At 40.2% G+C, this 24611-nt stretch carries 22 protein-coding genes; 12 read left to right on the top strand and 10 right to left on the bottom strand.

Annotated features, from left to right (window positions below):
- Positions 1-49: 49 nt before the first annotated feature.
- The 3 genes from IQ259_RS17230 to deoC all read right to left on the bottom strand — a co-directional run bounded on the left by IQ259_RS17230 (position 50) and on the right by deoC (position 3344).
- Positions 50-1687, bottom strand: coding sequence for an MFS transporter (locus IQ259_RS17230; protein ID WP_370568045.1), 1638 nt, complete (start codon positions 1685-1687; stop codon positions 50-52).
- Positions 1671-2582, bottom strand: coding sequence for a DNA repair protein RecO (gene recO / locus IQ259_RS17225; protein WP_193886914.1), 912 nt, complete (start codon positions 2580-2582; stop codon positions 1671-1673). The genes IQ259_RS17230 and recO overlap by 17 nt, the downstream gene beginning before the upstream one ends.
- Before the next feature lie 81 nt (positions 2583-2663).
- Positions 2664-3344, bottom strand: coding sequence for a deoxyribose-phosphate aldolase (deoC, locus tag IQ259_RS17220; protein WP_193886912.1), 681 nt, complete (start codon positions 3342-3344; stop codon positions 2664-2666).
- Between the two features lie 799 nt (positions 3345-4143).
- Between deoC and IQ259_RS17215 the strand changes: the two genes are divergently transcribed.
- A complete protein-coding gene (locus IQ259_RS17215; protein ID WP_193886910.1) occupies positions 4144-4677 on the top strand; it encodes a hypothetical protein in 534 nt (177 codons plus the stop codon).
- Positions 4678-5092: 415 nt separating this feature from the next.
- On the opposite strand, the gene IQ259_RS17210 is transcribed toward IQ259_RS17215, so the two are convergent.
- Positions 5093-5728 carry a response regulator gene (locus tag IQ259_RS17210; protein WP_193886908.1) on the bottom strand — a complete coding sequence of 212 codons (636 nt, stop codon included), beginning with the start codon at positions 5726-5728 and terminating at the stop codon, positions 5093-5095.
- A 232-nt stretch (positions 5729-5960) separates the two neighbouring features.
- Between IQ259_RS17210 and lipA the strand changes: the two genes are divergently transcribed.
- Together lipA and IQ259_RS17200 are read left to right on the top strand one after the other, a co-directional pair.
- A complete protein-coding gene (lipA, locus tag IQ259_RS17205) occupies positions 5961-6884 on the top strand; it encodes a lipoyl synthase (protein ID WP_193886907.1) in 924 nt (307 codons plus the stop codon).
- Between the two features lie 193 nt (positions 6885-7077).
- Positions 7078-7215 (top strand): photosystem I protein PsaX, encoded by a 138-nt coding sequence (locus IQ259_RS17200; RefSeq protein ID WP_193886905.1) that lies wholly within the window; start codon positions 7078-7080, stop codon positions 7213-7215.
- 21 nt (positions 7216-7236) lie between these two features.
- Here the strand turns inward: IQ259_RS17200 and IQ259_RS17195 are convergent, their stop codons facing one another.
- Positions 7237-8103, bottom strand: coding sequence for a branched-chain amino acid ABC transporter permease (locus IQ259_RS17195; protein WP_193886904.1), 867 nt, complete (start codon positions 8101-8103; stop codon positions 7237-7239).
- Positions 8104-8292: 189 nt separating this feature from the next.
- Here IQ259_RS17195 and hrmK point away from each other — a divergent pair, with 189 nt between their 5' ends.
- Positions 8293-10065: a hybrid histidine kinase/response regulator HrmK gene (gene hrmK, locus IQ259_RS17190; RefSeq protein ID WP_193886902.1), complete on the top strand. Its 1773-nt coding sequence runs from the start codon at positions 8293-8295 to the stop codon at positions 10063-10065.
- Between the two features lie 85 nt (positions 10066-10150).
- Positions 10151-10981: an ATP-dependent sacrificial sulfur transferase LarE gene (gene larE, locus IQ259_RS17185; protein WP_193886900.1), complete on the top strand. Its 831-nt coding sequence runs from the start codon at positions 10151-10153 to the stop codon at positions 10979-10981.
- A 94-nt stretch (positions 10982-11075) separates the two neighbouring features.
- Here larE and IQ259_RS17180 read toward each other — a convergent pair whose 3' ends face one another.
- Together IQ259_RS17180 and IQ259_RS17175 are read right to left on the bottom strand one after the other, a co-directional pair.
- The gene (locus IQ259_RS17180; RefSeq protein WP_193886890.1) at positions 11076-11438 is read right to left on the bottom strand and encodes a DUF4864 domain-containing protein; all 363 of its coding nucleotides are present in this window, start codon (positions 11436-11438) and stop codon (positions 11076-11078) included.
- 5 nt (positions 11439-11443) lie between these two features.
- Positions 11444-12598 (bottom strand): SGNH/GDSL hydrolase family protein, encoded by a 1155-nt coding sequence (locus IQ259_RS17175; RefSeq protein ID WP_193886889.1) that lies wholly within the window; start codon positions 12596-12598, stop codon positions 11444-11446.
- Between the two features lie 651 nt (positions 12599-13249).
- On the opposite strand from IQ259_RS17175, the gene IQ259_RS17170 reads away from it, so the two are divergent.
- Complete coding sequence (locus IQ259_RS17170) at positions 13250-13444, top strand: hypothetical protein (RefSeq protein WP_193886887.1); 195 nt, start codon at positions 13250-13252, stop codon at positions 13442-13444.
- Between the two features lie 44 nt (positions 13445-13488).
- On the opposite strand, the gene IQ259_RS17165 is transcribed toward IQ259_RS17170, so the two are convergent.
- From IQ259_RS17165 to IQ259_RS17155, 3 genes are all read right to left on the bottom strand, one after another.
- Positions 13489-14394 (bottom strand): site-specific DNA-methyltransferase, encoded by a 906-nt coding sequence (locus IQ259_RS17165; RefSeq protein WP_193886885.1) that lies wholly within the window; start codon positions 14392-14394, stop codon positions 13489-13491.
- 92 nt (positions 14395-14486) lie between these two features.
- Positions 14487-15554 (bottom strand): DUF6745 domain-containing protein, encoded by a 1068-nt coding sequence (locus IQ259_RS17160; RefSeq protein WP_193886883.1) that lies wholly within the window; start codon positions 15552-15554, stop codon positions 14487-14489.
- Positions 15541-15834 (bottom strand): hypothetical protein, encoded by a 294-nt coding sequence (locus IQ259_RS17155; protein ID WP_193886881.1) that lies wholly within the window; start codon positions 15832-15834, stop codon positions 15541-15543. Before IQ259_RS17155 ends, IQ259_RS17160 begins: the two co-directional genes overlap by 14 nt.
- A gap of 515 nt (positions 15835-16349) precedes the next feature.
- Here IQ259_RS17155 and topA point away from each other — a divergent pair.
- The 6 genes from topA to IQ259_RS17125 all read left to right on the top strand — a co-directional run bounded on the left by topA (position 16350) and on the right by IQ259_RS17125 (position 24594).
- Positions 16350-18995 (top strand): type I DNA topoisomerase, encoded by a 2646-nt coding sequence (gene topA / locus IQ259_RS17150; RefSeq protein ID WP_193886879.1) that lies wholly within the window; start codon positions 16350-16352, stop codon positions 18993-18995.
- Between the two features lie 276 nt (positions 18996-19271).
- Positions 19272-19409: a hypothetical protein gene (locus IQ259_RS17145; protein ID WP_193886877.1), complete on the top strand. Its 138-nt coding sequence runs from the start codon at positions 19272-19274 to the stop codon at positions 19407-19409.
- A 25-nt stretch (positions 19410-19434) separates the two neighbouring features.
- Complete coding sequence (gene aroQ, locus IQ259_RS17140; RefSeq protein ID WP_193886875.1) at positions 19435-19887, top strand: type II 3-dehydroquinate dehydratase; 453 nt, start codon at positions 19435-19437, stop codon at positions 19885-19887.
- Between the two features lie 156 nt (positions 19888-20043).
- Positions 20044-20982, top strand: a complete 939-nt coding sequence (locus tag IQ259_RS17135) for an ADP-ribosylglycohydrolase family protein (protein ID WP_193886873.1) — start codon at positions 20044-20046, stop codon at positions 20980-20982.
- Positions 20983-21189: 207 nt separating this feature from the next.
- The gene (locus tag IQ259_RS17130) at positions 21190-23946 is read left to right on the top strand and encodes an HD family phosphohydrolase (protein WP_193886871.1); all 2757 of its coding nucleotides are present in this window, start codon (positions 21190-21192) and stop codon (positions 23944-23946) included.
- 72 nt (positions 23947-24018) lie between these two features.
- Positions 24019-24594 (top strand): Uma2 family endonuclease, encoded by a 576-nt coding sequence (locus IQ259_RS17125; protein WP_193886870.1) that lies wholly within the window; start codon positions 24019-24021, stop codon positions 24592-24594.
- The last annotated feature ends 17 nt before the right edge of the window (positions 24595-24611 follow it).

The following is a 24611-nucleotide window of genomic DNA, read 5'->3' as shown; positions in this document are numbered from 1 at the left end:
ATAGTAAATTATTAGTTTTGTCAAGTAATTAATTAATAACTCCTATTTTTTATAAATACTGACGGGAGTTATACCAGGTTAAGATACCACCAAAAAATACGATCGCGGCTAATCCCAAAAAAACGGCTTTCAATCCCACAAAGGTTTCTGCTACACCGGCTAATGCCAAAGGTAAAGTCAGAGCAATATTAATTACATTATTTTGCAGGCCAAAGACTTTACCGCGCATTTCTGGTGGAGTTTCTGTTTGAATAGCGGTTTGCATGGGAATCCCAACGAGCGCCCCAAAAATGCCCAATATAGCCACAAACAGCAGGACTAGCCATAATTGTGTTGTAAATAAGGCAAGACCAATTAAAGCTCCGGCCATCCCTAAACAACCACACAAGCCGAGTTGAGAATAAGAGAAGCGTTGCCCAAACTGACCAAGAATTGTCGCTCCAGCTGCAATACCCACACCGCCTGCTGCTAGTAAAAAGCCAAACTGGGAGGCTTTTAAGTTAGGAATTACTTCTGCCATGCGAACGGCTAGGACAGTTAATGCTGCAAAGACAGAAAATAAAATAATTAGTCTTACTAAAGCATTACGGACATGATGATTGGCTTTGAGATAAGCGAAACCATCCCGTAAGTCTGATAAAACGTGGGGAAACTCTGTGTCAGGAGGGTGGGGTTTTTCGTTGGTTGCCAACAACATTAAAATTATCCCAGCGATCGCATAACTGCCACCCACTAAAATTTCTTTACCCAGTCCATTGTTACCACCAAACTGCGCCCAAATATTATCAGCGATCGCTAAAATTGGTTCCCCAATGGCAAACCCAATAATCACCGATGCCATCATGGTTGTTGTGTAAAGGGAATTGGCTGAAAGTAAATGCTGTTCTTCCACTACTAAAGGAATTGCTGCTTGTTCCGCCGGGGCAAAAAACTGTGTCAGTGTAGATACTAAAAAAGTTACACCTAGAATAATCGCAAAACCTACTGGCAAAACTCCTATAGGTTGCCAATCATGAGTTAACCACAGCAAAAACGGAATTATTAAAACCAAAATGCCACGCCAAACATTTGATGCTACCAAAACTACTTTTTTCGACCAGCGATCTACAAACACTCCAGCTACAGAACCAAATAATACTGCTGGGATGGTAAATGCCATCATCAACGCTGACACCCAAGCACTAATGCTCTGACTACCTGCTTGAAAGTGACTATTAATTAAAGCAATCATCAATACCAGATATACTTTATCAGCCAGTTGGCAAAACACTTGACCACCCCAAAGTGCCAGAAAATTTGGATTTTGCAACACAGGTAAAAATCCCTGCTGTTGTAAGTTTTCTGATTTTGCTTCACCACCTGATCCATTCCAATCTGCTTTTTCTGGAGTAGTATCTACTGGCAAACTACCCTCATTGCCGCTTTTCTCAACATTGATTAATGGATCGTTAGCTTGTTGATCATCTTGACTAGGCACATCAGTTTTGGATTTTTCCGATTTCCACTGTTTACCATTTGTCGAAATGTCTGGTTTTGACATTTCGTGATTGTGAATTTGACTATTTGTAGAAGCGGGAATGGATCTCAGATTATTGTTAACAGTGGGATCTGATGCCCTACTCTGTTTTTTGGCATGGCTTGGTGATAAAGGCAGGATTTTTCTATCCAAATCAGATGGTTGCATCATGGTTGGCAGCAAAATAAGAGTCAATCAGGGTAGCGGAGCGAATCAAGTGGCCTAGATGATACTGAGCATACTGGCGCAAAATCTGCTCAATAGATAACCAGTCATTATCTCTAACTGCATCAATCTGCATTATCTCTGGTTGTGACAACTGTTGGAGCAGAGCAAATTCTGTAGCACTCAGACGACTGGAAATTACTGGAATTTCTTGTCTATGGACAACAGTCTCGTAACTAGGGATAGGAGAAGGCGGCGATGAGGAAAGCTGGGGATCATCTCTATCTTCCCACCTTTCTATCTCCTGTTTTCTGCGTAAATGTTCCCAAGCCTCCAAACAAATTGCTCCACCAGCCGCAACACTAAATCCTACTTGCCATTTGGGATTTACAAAATCTGGTGTTAAGGAGCGTTGAGTCAGACAACACGTTTGGATTTGAGGTGTCAGTCCTGCCAAGGCTAAAAGCTGAAATACCCCATGAGCTAGGTATCCGTAAATACCAGATATCTCAGTTTTTGAGAGTATTTCTAACCGATGTAGGTATTCATTGAGTAAATCATAAAGTTCTTCTTGGGGTTGTTCACTCAAAGCTTGAGATATGACTATTTCTGTTAAATACTGACCTGCGGCTAATTTTCCTAAATCTTTAGCCAATCCGGGATAGGTTTTGAGAGTTTGTGCTTGAGTAATTTTATCGAGCGATCGCCCTTTGGCGATCAGTAGTTCATTCACCACAAACATTCCACTCCTACCACCAAGGCTAGAGTTATGCTTGCGCGCCCCTGGTGCAACTGCTCGAATCAGACCGAACTCTCGTGTCAAAATGGTCACTATTTTGTCTGACTCTCCCAGCACTTGAGTTTTAAGATTAATTCCAGTTGCTTTATAAGTTTTACTCATGAGTCATTAGTCATTAGTCATCGATCATTAGCCATGAGTCATAAGTCGTTAGTCATTAGCTCAGGACAAAGGACAAAATGACTATTCCCCTTTCTTTAGATTATCGCGCTGGCGAATCAAATCGATACCACGAGATGTACCCAATCTGGTTGCACCTTCTATGATTAAGTCTAGGGCTTGCTCATGAGTCCGAATACCCCCTGAAGCTTTAATTCCTATTCTCTCTCGTACTAATTCTTTTAAAAAATGCACATCTTCTACTGTTGCTCCGCCATTCCAACCTGTACTAGTTTTTAGGAATGCTGCCCCCGCATCCATACATATTTCTGCTGCTAGTTTTTTTTCCGCATCCGTCAGCAGGCTGGTTTCCAAAATTACCTTAACTGTTTGCCCTGTTTCTTCGCAAATCTCGGCAATTTCTCGGTGAACTTCCTCGGTTTTGCCAACCTTCAACCAGCCTAAGTTAAGCACTACATCCAACTCAGTAGCTCCATTTTCTACCGCTTCCTGAGCTTCATACAGCTTAACGGCTGAAGTTGTCGCCCCAGTCGGAAAGCCAATGACTGTACAAACTTTCGGCTTTTTCCCTTTGAGGAGTTCTGCTACTTGCTTAACGTAGGTAGGATAAATGCAAACCGCTGCAAAATTAAATCTATATGCTTGTTCACACCATTGCTCAACCTGCTCTGGAGTGGCCGTTGGCGTTAACAGGGCGTGATCGATAAATGGCGCAATATCAATATCTGGATAGCCTGCTGCCATTGAGTCTTTTGCCTATGAAGATTATTAAACTTTATAAAAAATTAATACACTTTATTATATATTAAATCATATCTATTACAAATTTAGCGTGCCAACTACTCCGTTCGCTGAATGTGAGATGTAATTTTCCTTCTTTTACCCGAATCTAAAAGGACGTTTGAGTAAGGATCATGAACGCCTCCCGGAAATCTTAGAGATGTTCATTTATATTGCCATGATTCGTATTATGGTCAGACAAACTGCCTGATTTTTGACTGCTGTCAACTTTTAAAACATTCTCTCAAAAATAACGGGTGATCGCAGGGTAAACAGCGTTTAGAATACCAGGAGTGTGATAAAAACTGCCTAGATTGATAGCAGTTACCTATGAAAAATCTTGTAGAGTTAAAAATTAAGGGTAAGTAGGTCGGTGTTAAAAATTGTCGTTATGACAAGGCAGGAGGCAGAGGGCAGAAGGCAGAAGGGAAGAGGTTTTCAAGCTACTTTACTTTCCGTTACATAGTTCGGTTTATTTGCACCTTTCTACTTAGGTTTTGAGCTTACCCCTTGGTTTGTCTTCTAAAAAGCAGTGATGGGTTCAGTCATTTGATTGAAGTAATTTCTCTATTAAAAATTTAATTTAAATTTAACTTTTCATCATAAAACTTGACTTATCTTTATAGAATCGCACTTAAAGTCACAAATATTTATAGCTAAAAGCTGTTTTTCTCATACAGGCTTCCTCTTAGACATTGCAAAAATAAGTAAATTTCTATTTCCTATACTCTATTCCTTGTAGAACAAGGAATAGAGCATCTGAATGAGATTACTAGAACATATCAAAACTTTTATGTTACTCAATAAAAATCGATGCTACATAGCATTACTTATATTTGGAACAATCTTCAGTACAAATATAAAACCAGTTATTGCCATGCCTACTAGACCTGTTAATACTAAATCTGTGAAGAGGAATAATAGGCGAAAGGATGAAGATCAAGAAGCCACGTTATCTGTTGAGCAAAGAATGATATCTACAACAGGCGGAAAGATCATCAATACCATGAGTAACCCATTATCAAACTTATCAACTAACAGAATCAGTGGTAATTATATTAGAAATAATTTCAATACAGTGAACGTACAGCGAACGGAAAATAATTTACAGAGTATTGGCTACCTTGGCATGAATAACGTTAATGCTGAACTACCATCAAATAATCTTGCTAGAGAATCGAAAGCACCATCTCAATTAGCTTCTATAGCAGCAGTTAATATACCTGTGATTCGTGATACAAATTTGTCAGTACAGATGAATAAAAAACTTTCTTCTCCGCAAAATCTACAGATTTAGCTCAAAAAGTAAACAAATGAATGTACTGCTGAATTTTCTTGAATAAGAAGGAGAAAAAATTTCCTTGACATAGACAATATTAAAGCCGTTAGCTTCAAAGCCTAAATTAAGAAAACCCGAACCAGCGAAAAATGAGAAAATGGCAAGGCGATCGCTAGTCATTAGTCATGTTAATCAGCACATATTTAGTTTATTATTTTATACCAATTCTGTATAAAGATGTACAGAATAGAAAAAATAAATATTAACTTTAGCTTGAAAAAGGGTTTAGGGTGTAGAAAAAAAAGGCATTTTTATGATTAGCTGACTTGCAAAACTTTAAAAAAATGCTGAGTTAAAAAGACTCATTTCTCATCCCTAATCCCTAATTTTCAATCCATTTTTCATGTGTTCTGGTATGCCCAGTTCATGACAACTACTTAATTTTCTGCTTAATAAAGGTTACTACCTGAGTTAACTGTTTTTTCAAGCCTTCTATTTCAGCTTGCATTTTGACAATTTTCTCATTCAGCGCTTTAATCTCTACCAAAGAATCTGCTTCAGAGGGAGATTTTGTTATTAATGGAGGACTTTCAATACTAACTGTGGCTACTGTACCATGCTCGGCGATCGCAACTGCACCTGTACCATTTTTAGCAGCAACTGCTCCGACCAAAACTGGCTCTTGACGTGGCAGTTTAGCTTTAGCCATCGCTGATTTAATAGCATCAATCAACTGTTTTTTATCAAATGGTTTCCCTAGAAAATCAAAATATTCAAATGGTTCAGTGATTTTTTCCGTCACCTCTTCCTTACGACCAGACATGATCACTAAAGGAATTTTTCTTAACTCAGGCTGGGCTTGAATTTGTTGAAAAACTTCCCAACCACTCATTTTAGGTAGCAGGAAATCTAACATAATCAAGCTGAGTTTTTCTTGACGGATAAAATTGAGTCCTTCCACCCCGTCTTTAGCTTCTAATACCTCAAAGTTACCTGGAGGCAACATTTCTCGTACTTTTACCCTGACAACGGTAGTGTCATCGATAACTAAAATTTTGTTACTAGCCACAACTGATTTCTCTAACAGAAAATTTAAGTTTAAATAACGGCTATGCCGCTTGACCTTGAGAGTCATCCCACTATATCCAAATTTGTTATGGATTGGGGGATAGTATATTTCGGTATAAATGGCTTTATTAGCAGTGTTTTGTAAAACTTGTCCCCGTAGTCTTCGCAGATTGTGTCATGGTGATATTTAAGGCTTGAACCTTGCTCTACTTTTAGAATCACCTGGGATATCTATGACTTCGTTACAACCAGCCCAATCCAAGTCAGAAATTATGGCCATGCCTAGCTGGTTACGTCGCCCCATTGGCAAAGCCAGTGAAATCTCAACTGTACAACGCATTATTAAGCAACGCCAGATTCATACAATCTGCGAGGAAGGACGTTGCCCTAACAGAGGAGAGTGCTACGCCCAAAAAACGGCAACTTTTTTACTCATGGGGCCAACATGCACACGTTCTTGTGCTTTTTGTCAAGTTGATAAAGGTCACGCGCCAATGCCTCTTGACTTAGAAGAACCACAAAAGGTAGCAGAGGCAGTCCAGCTTTTAGGATTGCGTTATGTGGTATTGACTTCTGTGGCTCGTGATGATTTGTCAGATCAAGGAGCAGGACACTTTGTAAAAACAATGGAAACTATTAGGCAGTTGAACTCAGACACTCAAATTGAAGTGTTGACACCAGATTTTTGGGGCGGTGCAGGTGCGGGAGAAGAAGGTCAACGTCAACGGATTACCATGATCGCCACAGCCAAACCAGCCTGTTTTAATCACAATATTGAGACGGTACGGCGTTTAACTAGCCCAGTCCGTCGGGGGGCAAAATACGATCGCTCCCTCCGAGTCTTGGCTATAGTGAAAGAAATTGACCCGACCATTCCCACCAAGTCCGGTTTAATGCTGGGACATGGAGAAACCGTGGAAGAAGTGGAAGAAGCAATGGCAGATTTAAGAGCAGTAGGATGCGATCGCCTAACGATTGGCCAGTATATGCGTCCTTCCTTAGAACATCTGCCAGTACAAAAATACTGGACTCCAGAAGAATTTGAGCAACTTGGCAACCTAGCATCGCAAATGGGATTCACTCATGTCCGTTCCGCTCCTCTAGTTCGGAGTTCCTATCATGCAGGAGAAGAGACAAATCTGAAGTCTGAAGTGTGAAGTATGAAGTGTTCACAGCAAAATCACAACCAAACATATAAAACTCTCTTAACTCAGGACTCACACTTCGGCTGCGCTCAGTGTACAGCACTCAGCACTACTTCCCGCTAGACAAATATTTTTAACGAATGTGGGTAATTGGTGCAGCTATTTGGTATTTCTGAAAAAGTCATGACATTTAGGAGAACCACTTATGGCTAGTCAAAGCAAGAGTTCCGCAGTTGCCGATAGTGGAGCAAAACCCCCCTATGCCTTTCGCACAGGTTGGGCATTGCTTCTTTTAGCTGTTAACTTCTTGGTAGCAGCTTACTACTTCAACATCATTCAATAGTTAGAAGTGGACTGGTGCTGCTCAAATCGTGCCTTTGAATAAACCTTTGGGACGAATGAGCAGCACCAAAATCATCATCAGCAGTGCTATGCCTTGTTTGTATTGAGAACCCAGCCAAATAGTGCTGACCTCTTGAGCAATACCGATGATAAAAGCTGCGGCGATCGCTCCATAGGGATTACCAATTCCCCCTAAAATTACAGAAGCAAACAAAGGCAAAATTAAAAACCATCCCATATTTGGGCGCACTGCTGTAATCAAACCATACATGCTGCCACCCAAAGAAGTAAGTGTGCCAGCAATCAGCCAAGTCCAAAGGATAACTTGCTCGACATTGATACCCGAAACTCTGGCTAAATCTAAATCATCTGCCACTGCTCGCATCGCTTTACCAATTTTCGTGTTTTGCAGGAGGTAATGCAGCCCTACAATTGCTAACACAGCCAGCCCTAATACCAACAATTGATTTTGCGGTATTTTCACACCAAAAAATTCCCAAGCAGAAGTCACAGGAACATCGTAATTTTGGTTTTTGCCACCCCAAAGCAAGATAATGCCATTGCGGAGGAATAAGGCCAGACCAATAGAAATAATAATCAAAGTCGTGGAAGTAGCACGAATCAAGCGCATCCTTGACCACAACAGCTTTTCTGACAACAGCATTGCCGCCACTGTCCCGACCACTGCGAAAATCATTGATAGCCAAATATTTACCCCACTAGCATTTACCAGTAAAGTCAAATAAGCTCCTAATGTGAGAAAGTCTCCATGAGCAAAATTAGACAACCGTAAAATCCCGTAGGTAAGAGTGAGTCCAACAGCAGCCAGAGCAATAATGCTCCCCAAAGCAATGCCATTGACGATCAGTTGTATAAGTTGTGTATCCATGATTTTTAAGTAAATAAGTTCCTCTAAAGAAATTTGATGTGGGTGATTTCTTCAAAAAAATTGTTACGCCTGTTACCATCAACAGTAAAAGTTAGAGTTTGTGAACAATAAAGATTTGTGAGCTAATATACATAGAATCTTGTTCGCAATTTTGCGCGAGGCTAAACTTGTTCAGCGGTCTAGTTGACCATGCAGCAGTATTCAAGCTTACCAGAACAAAACTCACAGGTAGATGCAACGCCAACACTTTTGGCAACAATTCAACAACTCCAAGCCGAGTTATGGTTGGAGCGCAGTTTGAACAAGTTGCAAAGTCGCCTGAATGATTACCTACTTTCCGCTTCTGTCATGACGGTACAAGTAGGAACTACAGAAGCAGATATTTTTCAAACTGTGGTCAACGAACTCGATATTGCTTTGAACAATAGTAGAGTAGCGATCGCTCTGTCTCAAGTACAAGCAACATTTGCTAAAGTTTGTTATGTATCTTCTTCTCCATGCCCAGTGGTAGAAGTGATGCCCAAAAAAGGCAAAAAACTGCGGTTGAAATTGGCACAAGTTATTGAAATCGAAGATTTGCAACATCTAGTAAATCAGCAACCGCCCAGTGCTTGGCCTTTAGCTAGTGATTCTGGTATTGTTGGCTGGCTAATTATTCCTCAAGCACCTCGTGAACTCCTGACAGCATCACAGGTACAACTTAAACCACAATTATTAACCAGAGTTACCCAACAATGTACTGATGCTCTGGCACAACTTCAACAAATACAATCTTGGCAGCAACACTCTCAAAATATCGGCAGTTCTAATCAAGAATTAGAAAGGACAAATCAACTCAAAAATCAATTTCTGGCAAATACAAGCCACGAAATTCGGACACCACTGAGTTCCATTATCGGATTCACCCACTTACTATTAGCCCAAGGTTACGAACCTACCAAAGAACGCCATCAAGAATATCTAAATATCATTCAATCTAGTGGCAAACACCTGTTAGCACTGATTAATGACATTTTAGACCTCTCCAAAATTGAAGCTAACCAGTTGGAAGTGCAACAGGAAGAAGTAAATGTACCAGAACTGTGCCGCAATGTTCTGTCATTAGTCAAAGAGAAAGCCGCTAACAAAGGTTTGAAGCTGCGCCTAGAATTAGACCCCACAGTTAAAACCTTAGTTGCTGATCCCTTACGGCTTAAGCAAATGTTGTTAAATTTGCTATTCAATGCTGTTAAATTTACTCAGACTGGGGCGGTTGGTTTACAGGTTTTACCTCAAGATGCAACCGTACATTTTACAGTTTGGGATACTGGGATTGGGATCTCTAAAATCAACCAAGCTCAACTTTTTCAACCTTATTTTCAGATTGCTAACTCTGTAACTAGTCGTGATGAAGGTACCGGTTTGGGTTTAGTTGTGACTCGCAAACTCGCTGAAATTCACGGCGGTTCTGTGGAAGTCGAATCAGAAGTTAACAGTGGTTCGCGTTTTACCATTATCCTTCCCATTAAACCAGTGATGGATATGAGTGACAAAGCAGATGAAGAAGATATTGCGCCTTCATCTCCTTTAGCTTTTAGCACCAACTCAGAGATTTTGTTGGTGGAAGATGACTTATCTAATGGGGAGTTGATGCAAACTTATCTCAAGAGGTTGGGTTATTGTGTAACGTGGAGTAAGAATGCTACCCAAATGTGGTCGATTCTTTCCCAACTTCAACCAGGTGTAATTTTAATAGATGTTCAGCTACCAGATGAAAACGGACTGAATGTAGTGCAGCAATTACGACAACAGCCGCAATATCAGATGATTCCGGTAATTGCTCAAACTGCAATGGCAATGAAAGGCGATCGCGAAACTTGTTTAGCCGCAGGTGTTAATGAATATATTTCTAAACCTATTGACTTACCACTTCTAGCTAAGTTGGTATCAAAGTATATTAAATTACCTCAACCAAACTCTTAGGCTAGGAGTAGTTGAAACACAGATTTTTTCTACACCTCTAAAATGAAATTTATGAGGAAATGCAAAGTCTTACTAGGAATTTGAAATGAAATTGACCGAAAAACTTGAGCAATTAAAAGCTTTATTTGGTGAAATGGAACGTGCTTTAATTGCTTATTCTGGCGGTGTAGACAGCACGTTAGTTGCCAAAATTGCTTTTGATGTGTTGGGCGATCGCGCTTTGGCTGTGACTGCTGTTTCGCCTTCGTTGTTACCAGAAGAGTTAGAAGACGCAAAAATTCAAGCCGCAACTATTGGGATTCCCCATCAAATCGTTCAGACGCACGAAATGGAAAATCCTCATTACACATCAAATCCTGTCAACCGTTGCTATTTTTGCAAAAGCGAATTACACGACACTCTCAAACCGTTAGCTGTCAACTTAGGTTATCCCTACGTAGTAGATGGAGTGAACGCCGATGACTTGCACGATTATCGTCCAGGAATTCAAGCCGCTAAAGAACGAGGTGCGCGATCGCCTTTAGCAGAAGTTGGTGTGACAAAATTAGAAGTTCGTCAACTTTCCCAACAACTGAGTTTACCTTGGTGGGATAAACCTGCTCAACCTTGCTTGAGTTCCCGTTTCCCTTACGGAGAAGAAATTACTATAACTAAGTTACAACGAGTTGGTAGGGCAGAAATTTATCTGCGAAAACACGGTTGGGATAATTTGCGTGTGCGTTCGGAGGGTGATACAGCACGTATTGAGTTAGCACCAGAAAAAATCAGAGATTTTGTATTAACGACTGACTTACCATCTGTTGTTTCGGCTTTTCAAGAATTTGGATTTATCTATGTCACCCTTGACTTAGAAGGTTATCGCAGTGGCAAGTTAAATCAAGTCTTAAATAAAGAAGTTTTAGAAGCTAAATTATAAAATTTCTACTAAGGTGGAGCAAGAAAGCAATCAGTAAATATAGAAAAAATCAGTCTAATACTTAGGAATTAGCTTTTTTGTGTCTCCTGCTTCCTTAAATAATTTCTGCTTCCACTGATACCAAAATACAGCCGTTGATTTTCCAGATGTTATCTGGTTGTTGTTCCATAAAATATAATGCCCTTAAAGGCACGCCATGAGGACTAAGCAGTAATACAGGCTGAGTTATATTATCTTGGATAGTAGTAATTTTTTCAAAAACTACTGAACGGGGACGATACACAGCTGGATAACTAAGCATTACCATCCGCAGAAAGTTCTCTGGACTTTGAAATTGCTGATGAATTCCAGGACTAGCAAAGCTAAAAGCAGCTTGAGCATCATCTTTTTGAAAAGCTGCTAATTGACCTTCAATCACAGAACGAATGGCAATAGAATTACTTTCATTAACTTCCATACATTTTAAAATTGCGATCGCAATCTTTCATTTTCACGCTGTGTAAGCTTGAATTCTACTTGTTCAACTGCCGAACGCCAAACATCATACCCTTCTCGAGATAGATGCAAACCATCTGTGGTTAACTCTGGACGTAAATTGCCTTGAAAATCCATAAACCAATCATGAATATTTAAATAATTAGCTTCCTCTTGTTTGGCAATTAAGGCAAGTTGTGTATTAATCCGACGAATTCGACTATTAGAAATTGTTGGTAAGCGCGTCGGTAAAATTGATTGCACAATTATCTGAGTTTTTGGGTGAGTGTGTCGCAAGCTGCGGATGATTTGGCGGTGATTTTGCAAAATTGTTTCATCATTTAGTCCTTTACGTAAATCGTTAATCCCAGCCATGACATAAATGATTTCTGGTCTTGTTGCTGAAAATGCTCTTAATCTTTTTAAAATTCCGCCAGAAGTATCCCCAGATATACCTTGATTTAACCATAGTTTGCCACTTGGCAATTTTTCTGGGGGAAACCACAAACTTAAAGAATCCCCAACCATAATACTTAGATAATTCTTACCTTGACCTTTGGTAACTGCTTTGGCTTCTAAAGCTAATAAACTTTTCCAGTCTTCATAAGTTAATTGACGCTGCTTACTAGACTCTGAAAAGGATTGCGAATCATCATAATATATACGTGTATAAATTTGCCCAGTTTTTAAAGCTGCTAGTCTTTGGTAATAAAGTTGATAACCTGATGTTAGTAGCACATTTGGTGATTGAGAGCTACGCTCAAATAATGATTCTATTGGTGCTAAAAATCCTTGCTCACTAATTTCTGGTGAAGTTTCATCAAGATTTGAAACGTTTTTCTGATCAACTATTGACAGCGAATGTTCAGAAGTATGTGATGAGGTATCAACCCTTGGAGCATTTTTTTCGCCTACAGTTAACTGCGAATTTTTTATATGTTGTAAAGCTTGGTAGCTAAACTCTGGTAAGGATGTGTCAAAGCTGGGGATGATTTTTTCAGTCACGGTTGACTGCGAATTATATTTTAAATTCCACAGGTAACTAGAGTTTACTGGCAGAATGCTTGACAAATTTGGAAGCTTCGATGCTGGTATTACCAATCCTGTTAACAAGCCTGCTGCCAACAGATAATTGTGCCTCATCGCTTTGTATTTCCTCATACTTAGTGCTTTCCCTTATCACAGCATCAGTTACCTGTGTTCAGGATAATTTTCTCTCGATTAATTTATTATTCTTATTTATACTGAGTAGTACTGTAAAGTAGTTTAACAAGATTATATTTGGACTTCATCATCTCTTTAAAGCAACTTTCTCCAAAAGTAGAAGATTCTAATTGGTTGGCATGATTTGGCTGAAACACTATAAGTTAGTCTGTAAACTTGTTACTGAGGCAGATTTAGTTCTTTGCAGATATTTTATATTGTTACTTAAAAACTAGATATATTTACTTAACTTAATGGTAGTACTTTCGTGAGCAACTAAAGTTACTGTATATACTTATGTAGTACGTATGCGAACACTGTTTATTGGAGTATTGTCTCTAGGCTTTTTCTAGCGTGAAATTTACTAACTCAGGGTAGAGTAGATTTTTAGAAGTGATCGCCCGAAAATTTGTCAATTCAACTATGCTGCGAAAGTATCTAAAATCAGTAGTAAAACTCGTTTAAACTAGGGTTATTTCGCTTAGATAAGTAAATATTCTTTTTTGCAGAATTAAATTGAATATAAGTTATATAGAACAACTTAGAGGGAAATGCTAAAATTTAGGCGGTGTCTCTAATGTTTTATGTTCTGTGGCTAGAGCTAGTACTGCGATCGGTGTTAGTCCGATTATTAAGGAGATTGTGCAAAAACAGGCACATTCGACTCGTTTAACTCTCAAAGAAGTCATCCTCATGGGGATGTTAGCGATTGATAAGCTTGATGATCAAAGTCGTCAAGAATTAGCAGATCAGGTTCATAAAATGCAAGTGGATGGAGAGATTTGAGTAAAAATTAATAAATTTTACTTTTGATTCCCAATTAGATTGGGCTACTCAACAAACCGATAACCACTCCCCACGACATAATCCTGATTAATTTCAAAAGAGATCCATTGGCGTTTTAAAGTCTCAGCCACAAAACCAGTTGTGTTTGAACCAGCAAATGGATCTAAAACCATATCTCCTTCATCAGTTAGGAATTTTAGAAAAAATTCAGCAAACCCCTGAGGGAACCGTGCCGGATGGGGTTTAATTCCTGCAACTTTACAGCGACGTAAATAAGCACTATTTGATTCTGTGTTGGGGATTTCTAATAAATTTGGTGGAATTGCACCTTGATTGTCTTTTTGGAATTTATCAGAAATCTCATGTCCACTAGGACGCATTTTGGCTTCATAACCATTTTTGAGTAATCGCTGCATACTCTGACTATAAGGCTTCAATACTTTCCTATTGTCCGCTTTGGGATTTGGTGTTTTAGACAACCACCAAACCACATTCACTGCATCTTTTACCCGAATTCTTCTAATTGTCACCCACTCAGCCGGGGTAGGTAGTCGTGCTGGGTTGTAGTGATAAAATTCTTGCGCCAGAAAAAAGCCAACTTCCTTACACAGTCTTACCAAAAGTTCGTATTGATAAATACTCCGCACAGGATTACCAGGAAGATAAGCACCACCTAAATCTAAAATAAATGAACCGTTATTTGTTAAAACTCTTTTAAATTCATGAGCAAAAGGCAGAAACCACTCAATATATTTTTCTGCACTTTCATTACCATATTCTTTTTTGCGAGTCAAAGCAAACGGAGGCGATGTCAAGATTAAGTTAACGCTGCTTTCTTTCAAAAATTTAATTAGTTGTAGACTATCGCCTAAGTATATTGAGCCGTAATTTTGAGTGTAGTAAGGAGTAAAGTTACTCGATTGTGGTTGATTCTCTGGTTCAGTTGCCAAAATTTACAAATATTAAAAATAAAATTAAAGGTCTTCAGATCCCCGACTTCTTTAAGAAGTCGGGGATCTTTATTAGTCAAAAATCATATCTTTCAGGTTTCTATTATAAAATCATCTGGCTCAAGCCCCCAATTTACCCAGCGAATCGCTTCACGGGCTGATACCATATCTGGAGGAACACGTAAAGCATGAATAAATCCTGTGCTTGGACAAGTCATTTTTAATAAGTAAATTGGTTCAATATCAATATTATTATCAATTTTTAACAGGGTGTATTCAGCCCAATTATCTAATTCAATTGCTTGTAAATCTTGGCAAATACGACTGTAACCGATACCTTGAATTAACACTCGCCGCAATTCAGCATTTGTTTCTGTTAATAACCATTCGGCTTGCCATTGCTGTGGATGAATTTTACCGTATTTTTCAGGTAAGATGACACCATGATATGAGTAAATGCTATATCCATCAGCAAATTCAATTGCAGGCTCACCTTCGGCGTGGAGGCGGTTTTCATTATCAAAGCGGAGATGAATCGGGCGATCGCATATAATTGCTATTTTTTCATCAGGAAAAATCCAACTACAATTTTTAATTAAATTTTGTAACATCAACCAATCTTGCTGAGAGAAATCAAAATTTAACTCGGATATACAAAAATCAATAAAACTAGCGTCACGAACCCATCCTTCCGGTGATATGTAATTTAGGGAAAAAATATTAATATTTAATTCTTCATTTAAATTTTTATAGTCTTGATTTAGTTGGTTCGGTATAATCCAATCAAATATTAGGGCTATAACATCTATTAATTTGACAATAATTTCCAGGTTAAAAAAGATGGTTAGTTCTTCACGTAGTATTTGAGATTGGATATGATGCTTGATTGGAAAAATTATTTTTTCTTCTATTTGGTCAGCGTTTTGGTTAAATGGAGACTTATCTAATTGCTGCGAAAATTCTTTCAAAGCACCATAAGGACTATCGAAAAATAAAATTTCAGGCTCATCGAAGCCCATAAACTTATAAACAGATTTCACAGCTTCAGCCGCTTTCTTCCTATCAATCCTTTCAGTAGAAAGTGCAATTTTTCGCCACTTCTCCCGATAAACTGGAATCAACGCCTCTTGCTCAGGTGTGAGTTTTTCAATCTGCGACATATCGCCAACCTTCCGGCTCATATTCACGCTGAATTTTGACTACCCAGTTACCTTGAGGGATAGGAATTGCCTCATGTTCTTCGTGGGTTAGCAATGCTATATCTGATAAAACCCGCAGAAACAGAGTACTATCCTTTTCATATAACTCTGCCTGTCCCTTGCTAATTCGATGCTTGTGTCCTGTGACTTCACCTTCTGCCAAGGTTAAATCAAGTTTCTTTTGTCCATCAACTTGCTGTACAGGTAGTAAAATAACATCACCTTGACGAATCGCTTGCATAGTAATCAATTCCAACAATAGATAATCAACCCTACTTCGTTTTTTTATCTCAAGTTTGATTTAATTTTGGCATAACCTATAAAAATATAGAGTGAGTAGCAAAATAGTCATAAAAACAAACAGTGTTATTTTATACTTATTTGAGTTTTTCGTGTACTGTTGTACATCTGGATAAAAACTCTAAAAATATCGCTCTAATTTTTTCTATCCCGATTCTAGAAACTATAAATAAGTATGGTGCCATTACACTTGGGCGAGATTTTGCCAACGGTAGTCGCCAATTATGCCCTAGATAAGTTAAAGATTGAAATAGTTGGAAATTCACATCCAACCGTCCCATATCCTATGCTCTAAGAAAGACTCCGCCTGAAGTTTTGCGAATTTTCGCACTTACAGGCAGTTTGTGTGAGGATGAAATCACAGCCACCAAGCTCGAAATTTTCTCTTGACATTTCACCGAAATTACCTCAATTTGACTGTTTAGCTTAAGCAGCTATTCTTTTTTTGAAATTTCCATGTCAACTCTCGTCATCGTCGAATCTCCCACCAAAGCTCGTACCATTCGTAACTACCTGCCAAAAGACTATCGGGTAGAAGCGTCTATGGGTCATGTCCGTGACTTACCCCAGTCAGCAAGTGAAATTCCCACCAATATTAAGGGGGAAAAATGGGCGCAGCTAGGGGTAAATGTGGACGCAGACTTTGAGCCGGTGTATGTTGTCCCCAAAGACAAGAAGAAAATTGTTACCCAGCTGAAAGATGCCCTCAAAGAGGCAACTGAACTCATCCTGGCAACAGACGAAGACCGGGAAGGAGAAAGCATCAGTTGGCATTTATACCAGCTGCTGAAGCCCAAGGTTCCCACCAAGCGAATGGTGTTTCACGAAATCACTCAAGAAGCGATCAAAAAAGCTTTAAAAAACTGCCGCACTATCGATGAGCAGCTAGTACGCGCTCAAGAAACGCGGCGGATTTTAGATCGGCTTGTTGGTTACACACTTTCTCCTCTGCTGTGGGAGAAAATCGCCTGGGGATTATCTGCTGGGCGAGTGCAATCGGTAGCAGTGCGGTTATTGGTGAAAAAAGAACGCCAACGTCGGGCATTTCATGAAGGAACATACTGGGATTTAAAAGCGTACTTAGAGCAGAAAAAAGCACCGTTTACATCCCAGTTAGTGACCTTGCGTGGAACCAAAGTAGCTAATGGCAGTGATTTTGACCCTGCTACCGGACAAATTACTGCTGGACGGAATGTCGTGTTGCTCAAGGAAGCTGATGCTGTTGCTCTTAAAGAACGGCTGACAGGAAAAACCTGGAATATCACAGACATTGAAGAACGTCCAGTTACCCGCAAACCTGCGCCACCGTTCACAACCTCCACCTTGCAGCAAGAAGCGAACCGCAAGCTCAGGCTTTCGGCGCGTGATACCATGCGGATTGCTCAAAACTTGTACGAGCAAGGGTATATTACCTATATGCGTACAGACTCGGTGCATTTGTCAGAACAGGCGATCGCAGCTGCTCGTGATTGTGTAGAAAAACTTTACGGTAAGCAATATCTCAGCCCCCAACCACGGCAATACACCACTAAATCCAAAGGCGCACAAGAAGCCCACGAAGCTATTCGTCCAGCAGGTAATACCTTCCGCACACCCCAAGATACTGGTTTAAGCGGTCGAGAACTAGCCGTCTACGACTTAATTTGGAAGCGCACCGTCGCCTGTCAAATGGCAGATTCCCGCCAAACTCAAATTACCGTGCAATTGCAAGTCGAGGATGCTGGTTTTCGTTCCTCTGGTAAACGCATCGACTTTCCGGGTTACTTACGCGCCTACGTCGAAGGTTCTGACGACCCTGAGGCCGCATTAGAAGACCAAGAAATCATCTTGCCAAACTTGAAAGTCGGGGATCATCCAGAATGTAAAGAACTGGAAGTGCTTGACCACGAAACCCAACCACCAGCCCGATACACCGAAGCCACTTTGGTGAAAACCTTAGAAAGTGAAGGTATTGGTCGCCCTAGTACCTACGCCAGCATTATTGGGACAATTATTGACAAAGGTTATGCTCAATTAGTAAGTAATGCTCTAATACCCACCTTCACTGCCTTTGCTGTCACCAGCTTATTAGAAAAACATTTTCCCGATATCGTCGACCCTGGCTTTACCTCCAAAATGGAGCAAACCTTAGATGATATTGCTGAAGGTGAAGTTAAATGGCTACCCTACCTGCGGGAGTTTTATTTAGGCGATAAAGGTTTAGAAACCTTAGTCAAAGAACAGAAGAGTCAAATTGATGTTACTCAAGCTAGAACTGTAGAACTAGAAAATTTGGCAGTGAAAGTCCGCATCGGGAAATACGGGCCTTATATCGAAATGGACAATGGAGAAGGTGTAGTCACAGCCTCCATCCCCAAAGACTTAACACCTGCTGACCTCGACCCTGAACAAGTAGAAGTTCTGTTGCGGCAAAAAACTACAGGCCCCGACGAACTCGGTCGCCATCCAGATACAGGTGAGCCGATTTATCTCAAAATTGGGACTTACGGGCCATATGTCCAATTGGGTGACAAAACAGAAGAAAATCCTAAACCAAAACAAGCTTCCATACCCAAAAACGTGCCGAAAGAAAACGTTACTTTAGAGATAGCTGTCGGTCTTTTGGCACTCCCTCGGATCTTGGGAACACATCCAGCTACGGGAGGCAAAATTCAAGCAAGTATTGGCCCCTATGGCCCTTATGTAGTTCACGACCAGGGTAAGGAAGGTAAAGACTACCGCTCGTTAAAAGCAGCGGATAATGTCTTAATGATTTCTTTAGAACGGGCGTTGGAATTGTTATCAGAACCCAAAAAAGGGCGGAGTTCTACTAATAGTAAATCCAAAGCAGCGTTACGCGAATTGGGTAATCATCCAGAAGACGATTCACCTGTTAATATTTACGATGGCCCCTACGGACCTTACATCAAACATGGCAAAACTAATGTGAGTATCCCAGAAGGGCAATCGGTGGAAGATATGACTCTATCTAAAGCGCTGGAATTGTTAGCCAGTAAAACTTCGTCATCTAAATCGACCCGCAAGACCAATAAAACAACTAGCTCACGAGCTAAATCAACCACTAAGTCATCAAAAACGACTGCAAAAAAAAATGACGTGTAAAATTAGTTAAAGTCTTTGGTCAATTGTCATGGGACTATTGACCAAGGACTATTGACTATTTCCACAACATACCCATCCTTGCGAAATGCCGTTCATTAGGTTGCTGATGTGATACTCTAAAAAGTAAGGGAAATCACAACATAAAACTTTCAAAATAGCTAATACTCAGAATTCAAAATCCAGTATTAGCTAAATTAGTAGCCAAATGTGTAGAATTACGCCAGTTTCCGCGTAACTGTTAATTACAAGAGGTAGTATCTCAGGAGCGGTCAGTTCATGGACTATATAGAAAAGGTACTGGAAAAGCTGAAGGAATTGGCTCGCAAGCTGATTGAAGCCCTACTGGGGCCAGAAACTGAGCCGGAACCGGAACTGATTCCGATTCCAGTTAATGAACGCTCCCGTCGTCGCTAAACACTTAAAGGAACAGAAGTAGAAGGTGCAACCTTTAAGCATTTTGGTACTGCATGGGCCAAACCTAAATTTACTAGGACAGCGAGAGCCTGGAATCTATGGTGCGATGACTTTGGCTGAAATTAATCGCTTGTTGCAAGAAAAAGCGGCGCAGCTGCAAGCAAGTACTTTTGCCATGCAATCTAATCATGAAGGTGCTTTGGTAGATGCAATTCATGAAGCTTTAGGGAAGCACCAGGGCATTTTGATTAATGCTGGGGCATATACACATACTAGTGTGGCATTGCGAGACGCGATCGCCGCAGTTAATTTACCCACAGTAGAAGTACACCTGAGCAATATTTACCGCCGAGAAGATTTTCGTCATAATTCTTACATAGCCCCTGTAGTTATTGGACAAATTAGTGGTTTCGGCGCACAAAGTTATTTATTGGGCTTACAAGCTTTAGTGCATCATTTGAAAAAAAATGAAGGATAAAGTGTGAATGTTGAAATTTCATACTTCATACTTTACACTACCCTTCTCCTAACGGAGACGCTACGCGTCGTAGACTTCGGCGTGAGCTCAGTCGAACGCTTGCTTCCCCGTAGGGGTACGGGAAGCCACTCAAAGGGTGTCTATATACTTCAGAATATGCGCTATTCACTTTTCAGCCGATTTAGAGGAACTTTATTAGGAGCATTATTAGGTGCAAATTTAGCCAAGTCTGGAGAAGAAGAACCTCAAGGTTTTTCTGACATTGGTAAATTAATGCTTCTGGGTACAGAAAGTCTTATTTCGTTAGGCAAATTAGATTTGGATGACTGGAAACAGCGACAGCAACAAGCATTAACTGATTTAAATATAAGTAATAGTGTCTCGTTAAAAGTAATTTTAGCCACCTTACCAGTGGCACTTTTTTTTCATGACAATCTGCTAAAATTGCGCCACAATCTGCTATGTACTTACCAAATTTGGGGAGATGACCCAGTTGTGCGGGATGGAATCTTAGCAGTAGGGTATACTGTTGCTCAATGTTTAACCGAAAAACTTAATTCTCAAACCCTCATCCCCCAAATAATTGCTTTTGTTGGAGACACACCAACATCATTACCAAAAAAATTATTACAAGTTAATGATTTGTTAGCTAAACATGCAGGGTTAGAAACAGCCGAAGCAGAGTTAAGTACAGAAGATAAAATTAGCAGTGCGATCGCCATAGCATTTTACTACTTCCTAAGTACCTTAGAAGACTTTCGCTTAACAGTCTTGCGCTCTACTCACCATCCAACGCGGCTTTTACCTTCGCAGACTATAAGTGCGATCGCGGGTGCTTTATCTGGAGCTTATAACAGTACAGCAGGAATTCCTGTCCAGTGGAGGCTTTTGTACTCATCAACTGATGCTTCCACTAGGATACTGGTCGATTTTCCGCAAATGCTAGAATTGACCGATGCACTTTTAGTTGTGTGGTCAGGAGCGTATGACCTGTCCCTACATTCAAAACATTTCCCACAAGAAGGATGTATTATGCTTGACAAACAAAATGCGGTGTCTGTCTTTGCCGCACCACGCGTCATTCGGTCACGTTAATCAGTGCAAGTGCTAAACAGCAATTAATACCGATCAATCCAACCACTACCAAAATTTATAATTTTTACATTCCTGTTTCAATTTTTACCTCTACCTGATTCTGTAGACAGATACCATAACTAATTGTTGTCAATTACTTATGACCAAAGTTTAAACTTTTCTTAAAATAATCTTGTTCTGAGCTATCAAAATCAGCAGCTAGAGGTAATGAAAAAGCAGCAATTTTTTCAGTCCTTAACCCAGCAATTAACTAACTGGCCACGTTACACAGTAATACATCGCCCAGTGCGTTGGCTAGTTAAGAAAAATCAAAAGAACCAAAGCTGCCGTGGTAGACCTCAAGCAGATGTCCTCAGCAAGTTTCGTCTATCTGTATTAAAAATTGTTAACGACAGCAAACACCACAAACGAGCAACAGTATCCAGACCAATGGTAAAATCGATCAAAACTCAAAGTGGAATTTGTGCAGTCGGTTTAGGCTGGGTACATCAAAAACGTTCTTCCGTGGTTTTTGCGATCGCAGTTGTGTCTCTTACGGGGGTGCTAGGTCATAAGCTATACAACCAACCCCAGCTGCAAGTAGGAACTTACGCACCACAGACTTTCAAAGCGTCTTACTCTACCAGCATTGAAGATAAACAAAAAACTAAAGAGCAGCGCAAAGCTGTTAGCAGAAGTTCTGCACCAGTATTAATGGTTGATGCCCACATAACAGCAAAAATCGACCAAAATTTACAACAACTTCTAGACCAAGGTAATGAAATTCGTTCTGTTGCTGGGTCTTTTCCTTTTTTTGATACCTCAGTTTTATCTATAACTACCCAACAGTATCTGCGTGCTTGTTCTGACTTAGAGTGGAAAGCACTGCTAGTAGCTCTAGAAAATAAGAGTAAACAAAAATTAGGGCTTTTAGCAGAAAATAAAACTAGTCTTCGTCAAAAGCAGCACCTCAGCACAGAACAAAAACATCACCCTTCTAAATCTCCCCCCTTATTTCCATCCATAACCAGTTCATCTATTCAACAGCAGCAGTCAAATTTAACTAACTTCTATTCCCTGAATATTACTCAGTCTCTACCATCTGAAGAAGTTAAACCTGTTGATATTACTCCAAACAAAGACTTCCAGCCAGCAGTGGACGAATTGGATGCTTACCGCATCAGCACTTCTGCACAAAATTTAATCTCATTGGTGCAGCAAATATCTCAAGTACGCCAAGCATATGTCCAAGCAAAGTCTCAAATTTTACAATTAGAAACTGCTACCCCAGATAGAGTTAATCCAGAAACTATCATCTTAGATTTATCAGATGATAATTGGTCAACTACTTACACACAAGTGCGCCAAATTGCCGAGCGCATTCTCACTCAAGGAATTCCTGAAGGACTACCAGACAGTATTTTACAAAATGCAGTGAGTTTACATGTACAAGCTGTTGTGCCGAAAGATGCTGAAGATTTAGCAACTAAGCTTTTGTTGGCAGTCCTAAAACCTAATTTGAAAAAAGACGAAGAAAAAACCAAACTACAAGCACAGCAAGCAGCAGAAGGAGTAGAACCAGTCATAGTACTGGTGAAGCAAGGTGAGGTGATTGTCCACAGAGGAAAAAAAATCACTGATTGGCAGTTTGATGTACTGGAAAAGTATAAATTAATTCGTCGGGAAAATAACTGGCTGGGTTTAGGGAAATTAGCAGCCATAATTACAGGCGCAATAGGGATTTTTGTTTGGGTAGAAAAGCAAAACAAGTATCCATTACGGCAACGGGATCACCTCTTGGTGTTACTACTGACGTTGAGTACACCAGGGGCGATCGCAATGGGTATAATTCATACTACTTGGTGCGCTCTTGGTTTACTGTTGGGTAGCTTTTATGGGCCGATTTTAGGTGCAACAGTAGTAGGACTGTTGTTGCTAGTCATACCTATCAGTTTGGAAGTGAGCCAGATAGCACTGATAGCTGGTGCAGCCGGAGGCATATTAGGTAGTTTTATAGCACAAAAACTGCGATCGCGTGAGGAATTGGCATTATTAGGCGTAGCTATCGCTGCAACTCAAGGCGGCGTTTACCTGATTTTGAATTTATTCATCGGTGCAGCATTTGGTACAGGCTGGTACATGGTTTTTCAAGAAGCAGGATTATTTGCGTTATCAGGTTTAGCCTGGAGTATTGTAGCCCTAGGTATAAGCCCTTATCTAGAAAAACTATTTGATTTAGTCACCCCGATTCGGTTAGCCGAACTGGCAAACCCCAATCGCCCCTTATTAAAAAGACTTGCGACAGAAACCCCAGGAACTTTTCAACACACCCTATTTGTCGCTACTCTTGCCGAAGCAGCTGCTAAAAAGTTGGGGTGTAATGTCGAACTAGTCAGGGCTGGGACTCTTTACCACGATATTGGTAAAATGCACGATCCTTTAGGTTTTATTGAAAACCAAATGGGAGGGCCAAATAAACACGAAACAGAAATTCAAGACCCTTGGAAAAGTGCAGAAATTATCAAAAAGCATGTCAGCGAAGGGTTAGTAATGGCACGTAAACACCTCTTGCCCACAGCAATTCAAGCTTTTATTCCCGAACATCAGGGTACAATGCTAATCGCCTATTTTTATCATCAGGCAGAACAGCAAGCCCAAGCAGACTCTAGCTTCAAAGTTGATGAAGCAGATTTTCGCTACGACGGCCCGATTCCTCAATCACGGGAAACCGGAATTGTCATGTTAGCAGATGCCTGTGAAGCAGCCCTGCGATCGCTAAAAGATGTTACACCCGAACAAGCTTTAACCACACTGAATAATATTCTCCGGGCGCGATGGCAAGATAATCAACTGCTAGACTCAGGACTAACGCGGGATGAAATGACGCAAATTGCTCAAATTTTTGTCGAAGTTTGGCAGCAATTCCACCACAAACGCATTGCTTATCCCAAGTTAAAGGCTAGTAATGAAAAATTAGCTAAATAGTCAAGAGTCAACAGTCAAGACGACTTAGCAATTTGCTGTTAGGCTAAAAGTTATCAATATTGAGGAACAAATATGACTGCTTTGATTCTCAACCTCAGCCCCACTATTGAGTTAACAGACGATCAGTTTTTTGAAATTTGTCAAAATAATCGAGACTTACGTTTTGAACGCACAGCCCAGGGAGAATTAATTATCATGCCACCAACAGGTTGGGAAAGTGGAAATCGCAATAGCCGTTTAAACCAACGCTTGAGTAACTGGGCAGAAGCTGATGGTACAGGTTTAGTTTTCGATTCTTCTACAGGTTTCATTCTTCCCAATGGTGCAACTCGTTCGCCTGATGCGGCTTGGGTGAAAAAAGAACGCATAGAAGCCTTAAATCCTAATCCAGCCAAGTTTTTACCAATGGCTCCTGATTTTGTGATCGAGTTGCGCTCTGCTACAGATAGCTTGCAACTACTACAACGCAAAATGCAAGAATATATTGATAATGGTGTACGTTTAGCCTGGCTGATTGATCCTCAAAATCAACGAGTGGAAATTTATCGATTGGGGCAAGAAGTTGAGGTTTTACAATCTCCTAGTAGCTTGAGTGGAGAGGATGTTTTATCAGGATTTATTTTAGATTTAGCCCAGATTTTGAGTTAAGCGATCGCCTCTGTTTT

The sequence above is a fragment of the Fortiea sp. LEGE XX443 genome (assembly GCF_015206815.1).
Lineage (GTDB): Bacteria > Cyanobacteriota > Cyanobacteriia > Cyanobacteriales > Nostocaceae > Nostoc_B.
Note: the sequence above shows the minus strand (reverse complement) of the source record. Positions and strands in the feature narration are given on the sequence as shown.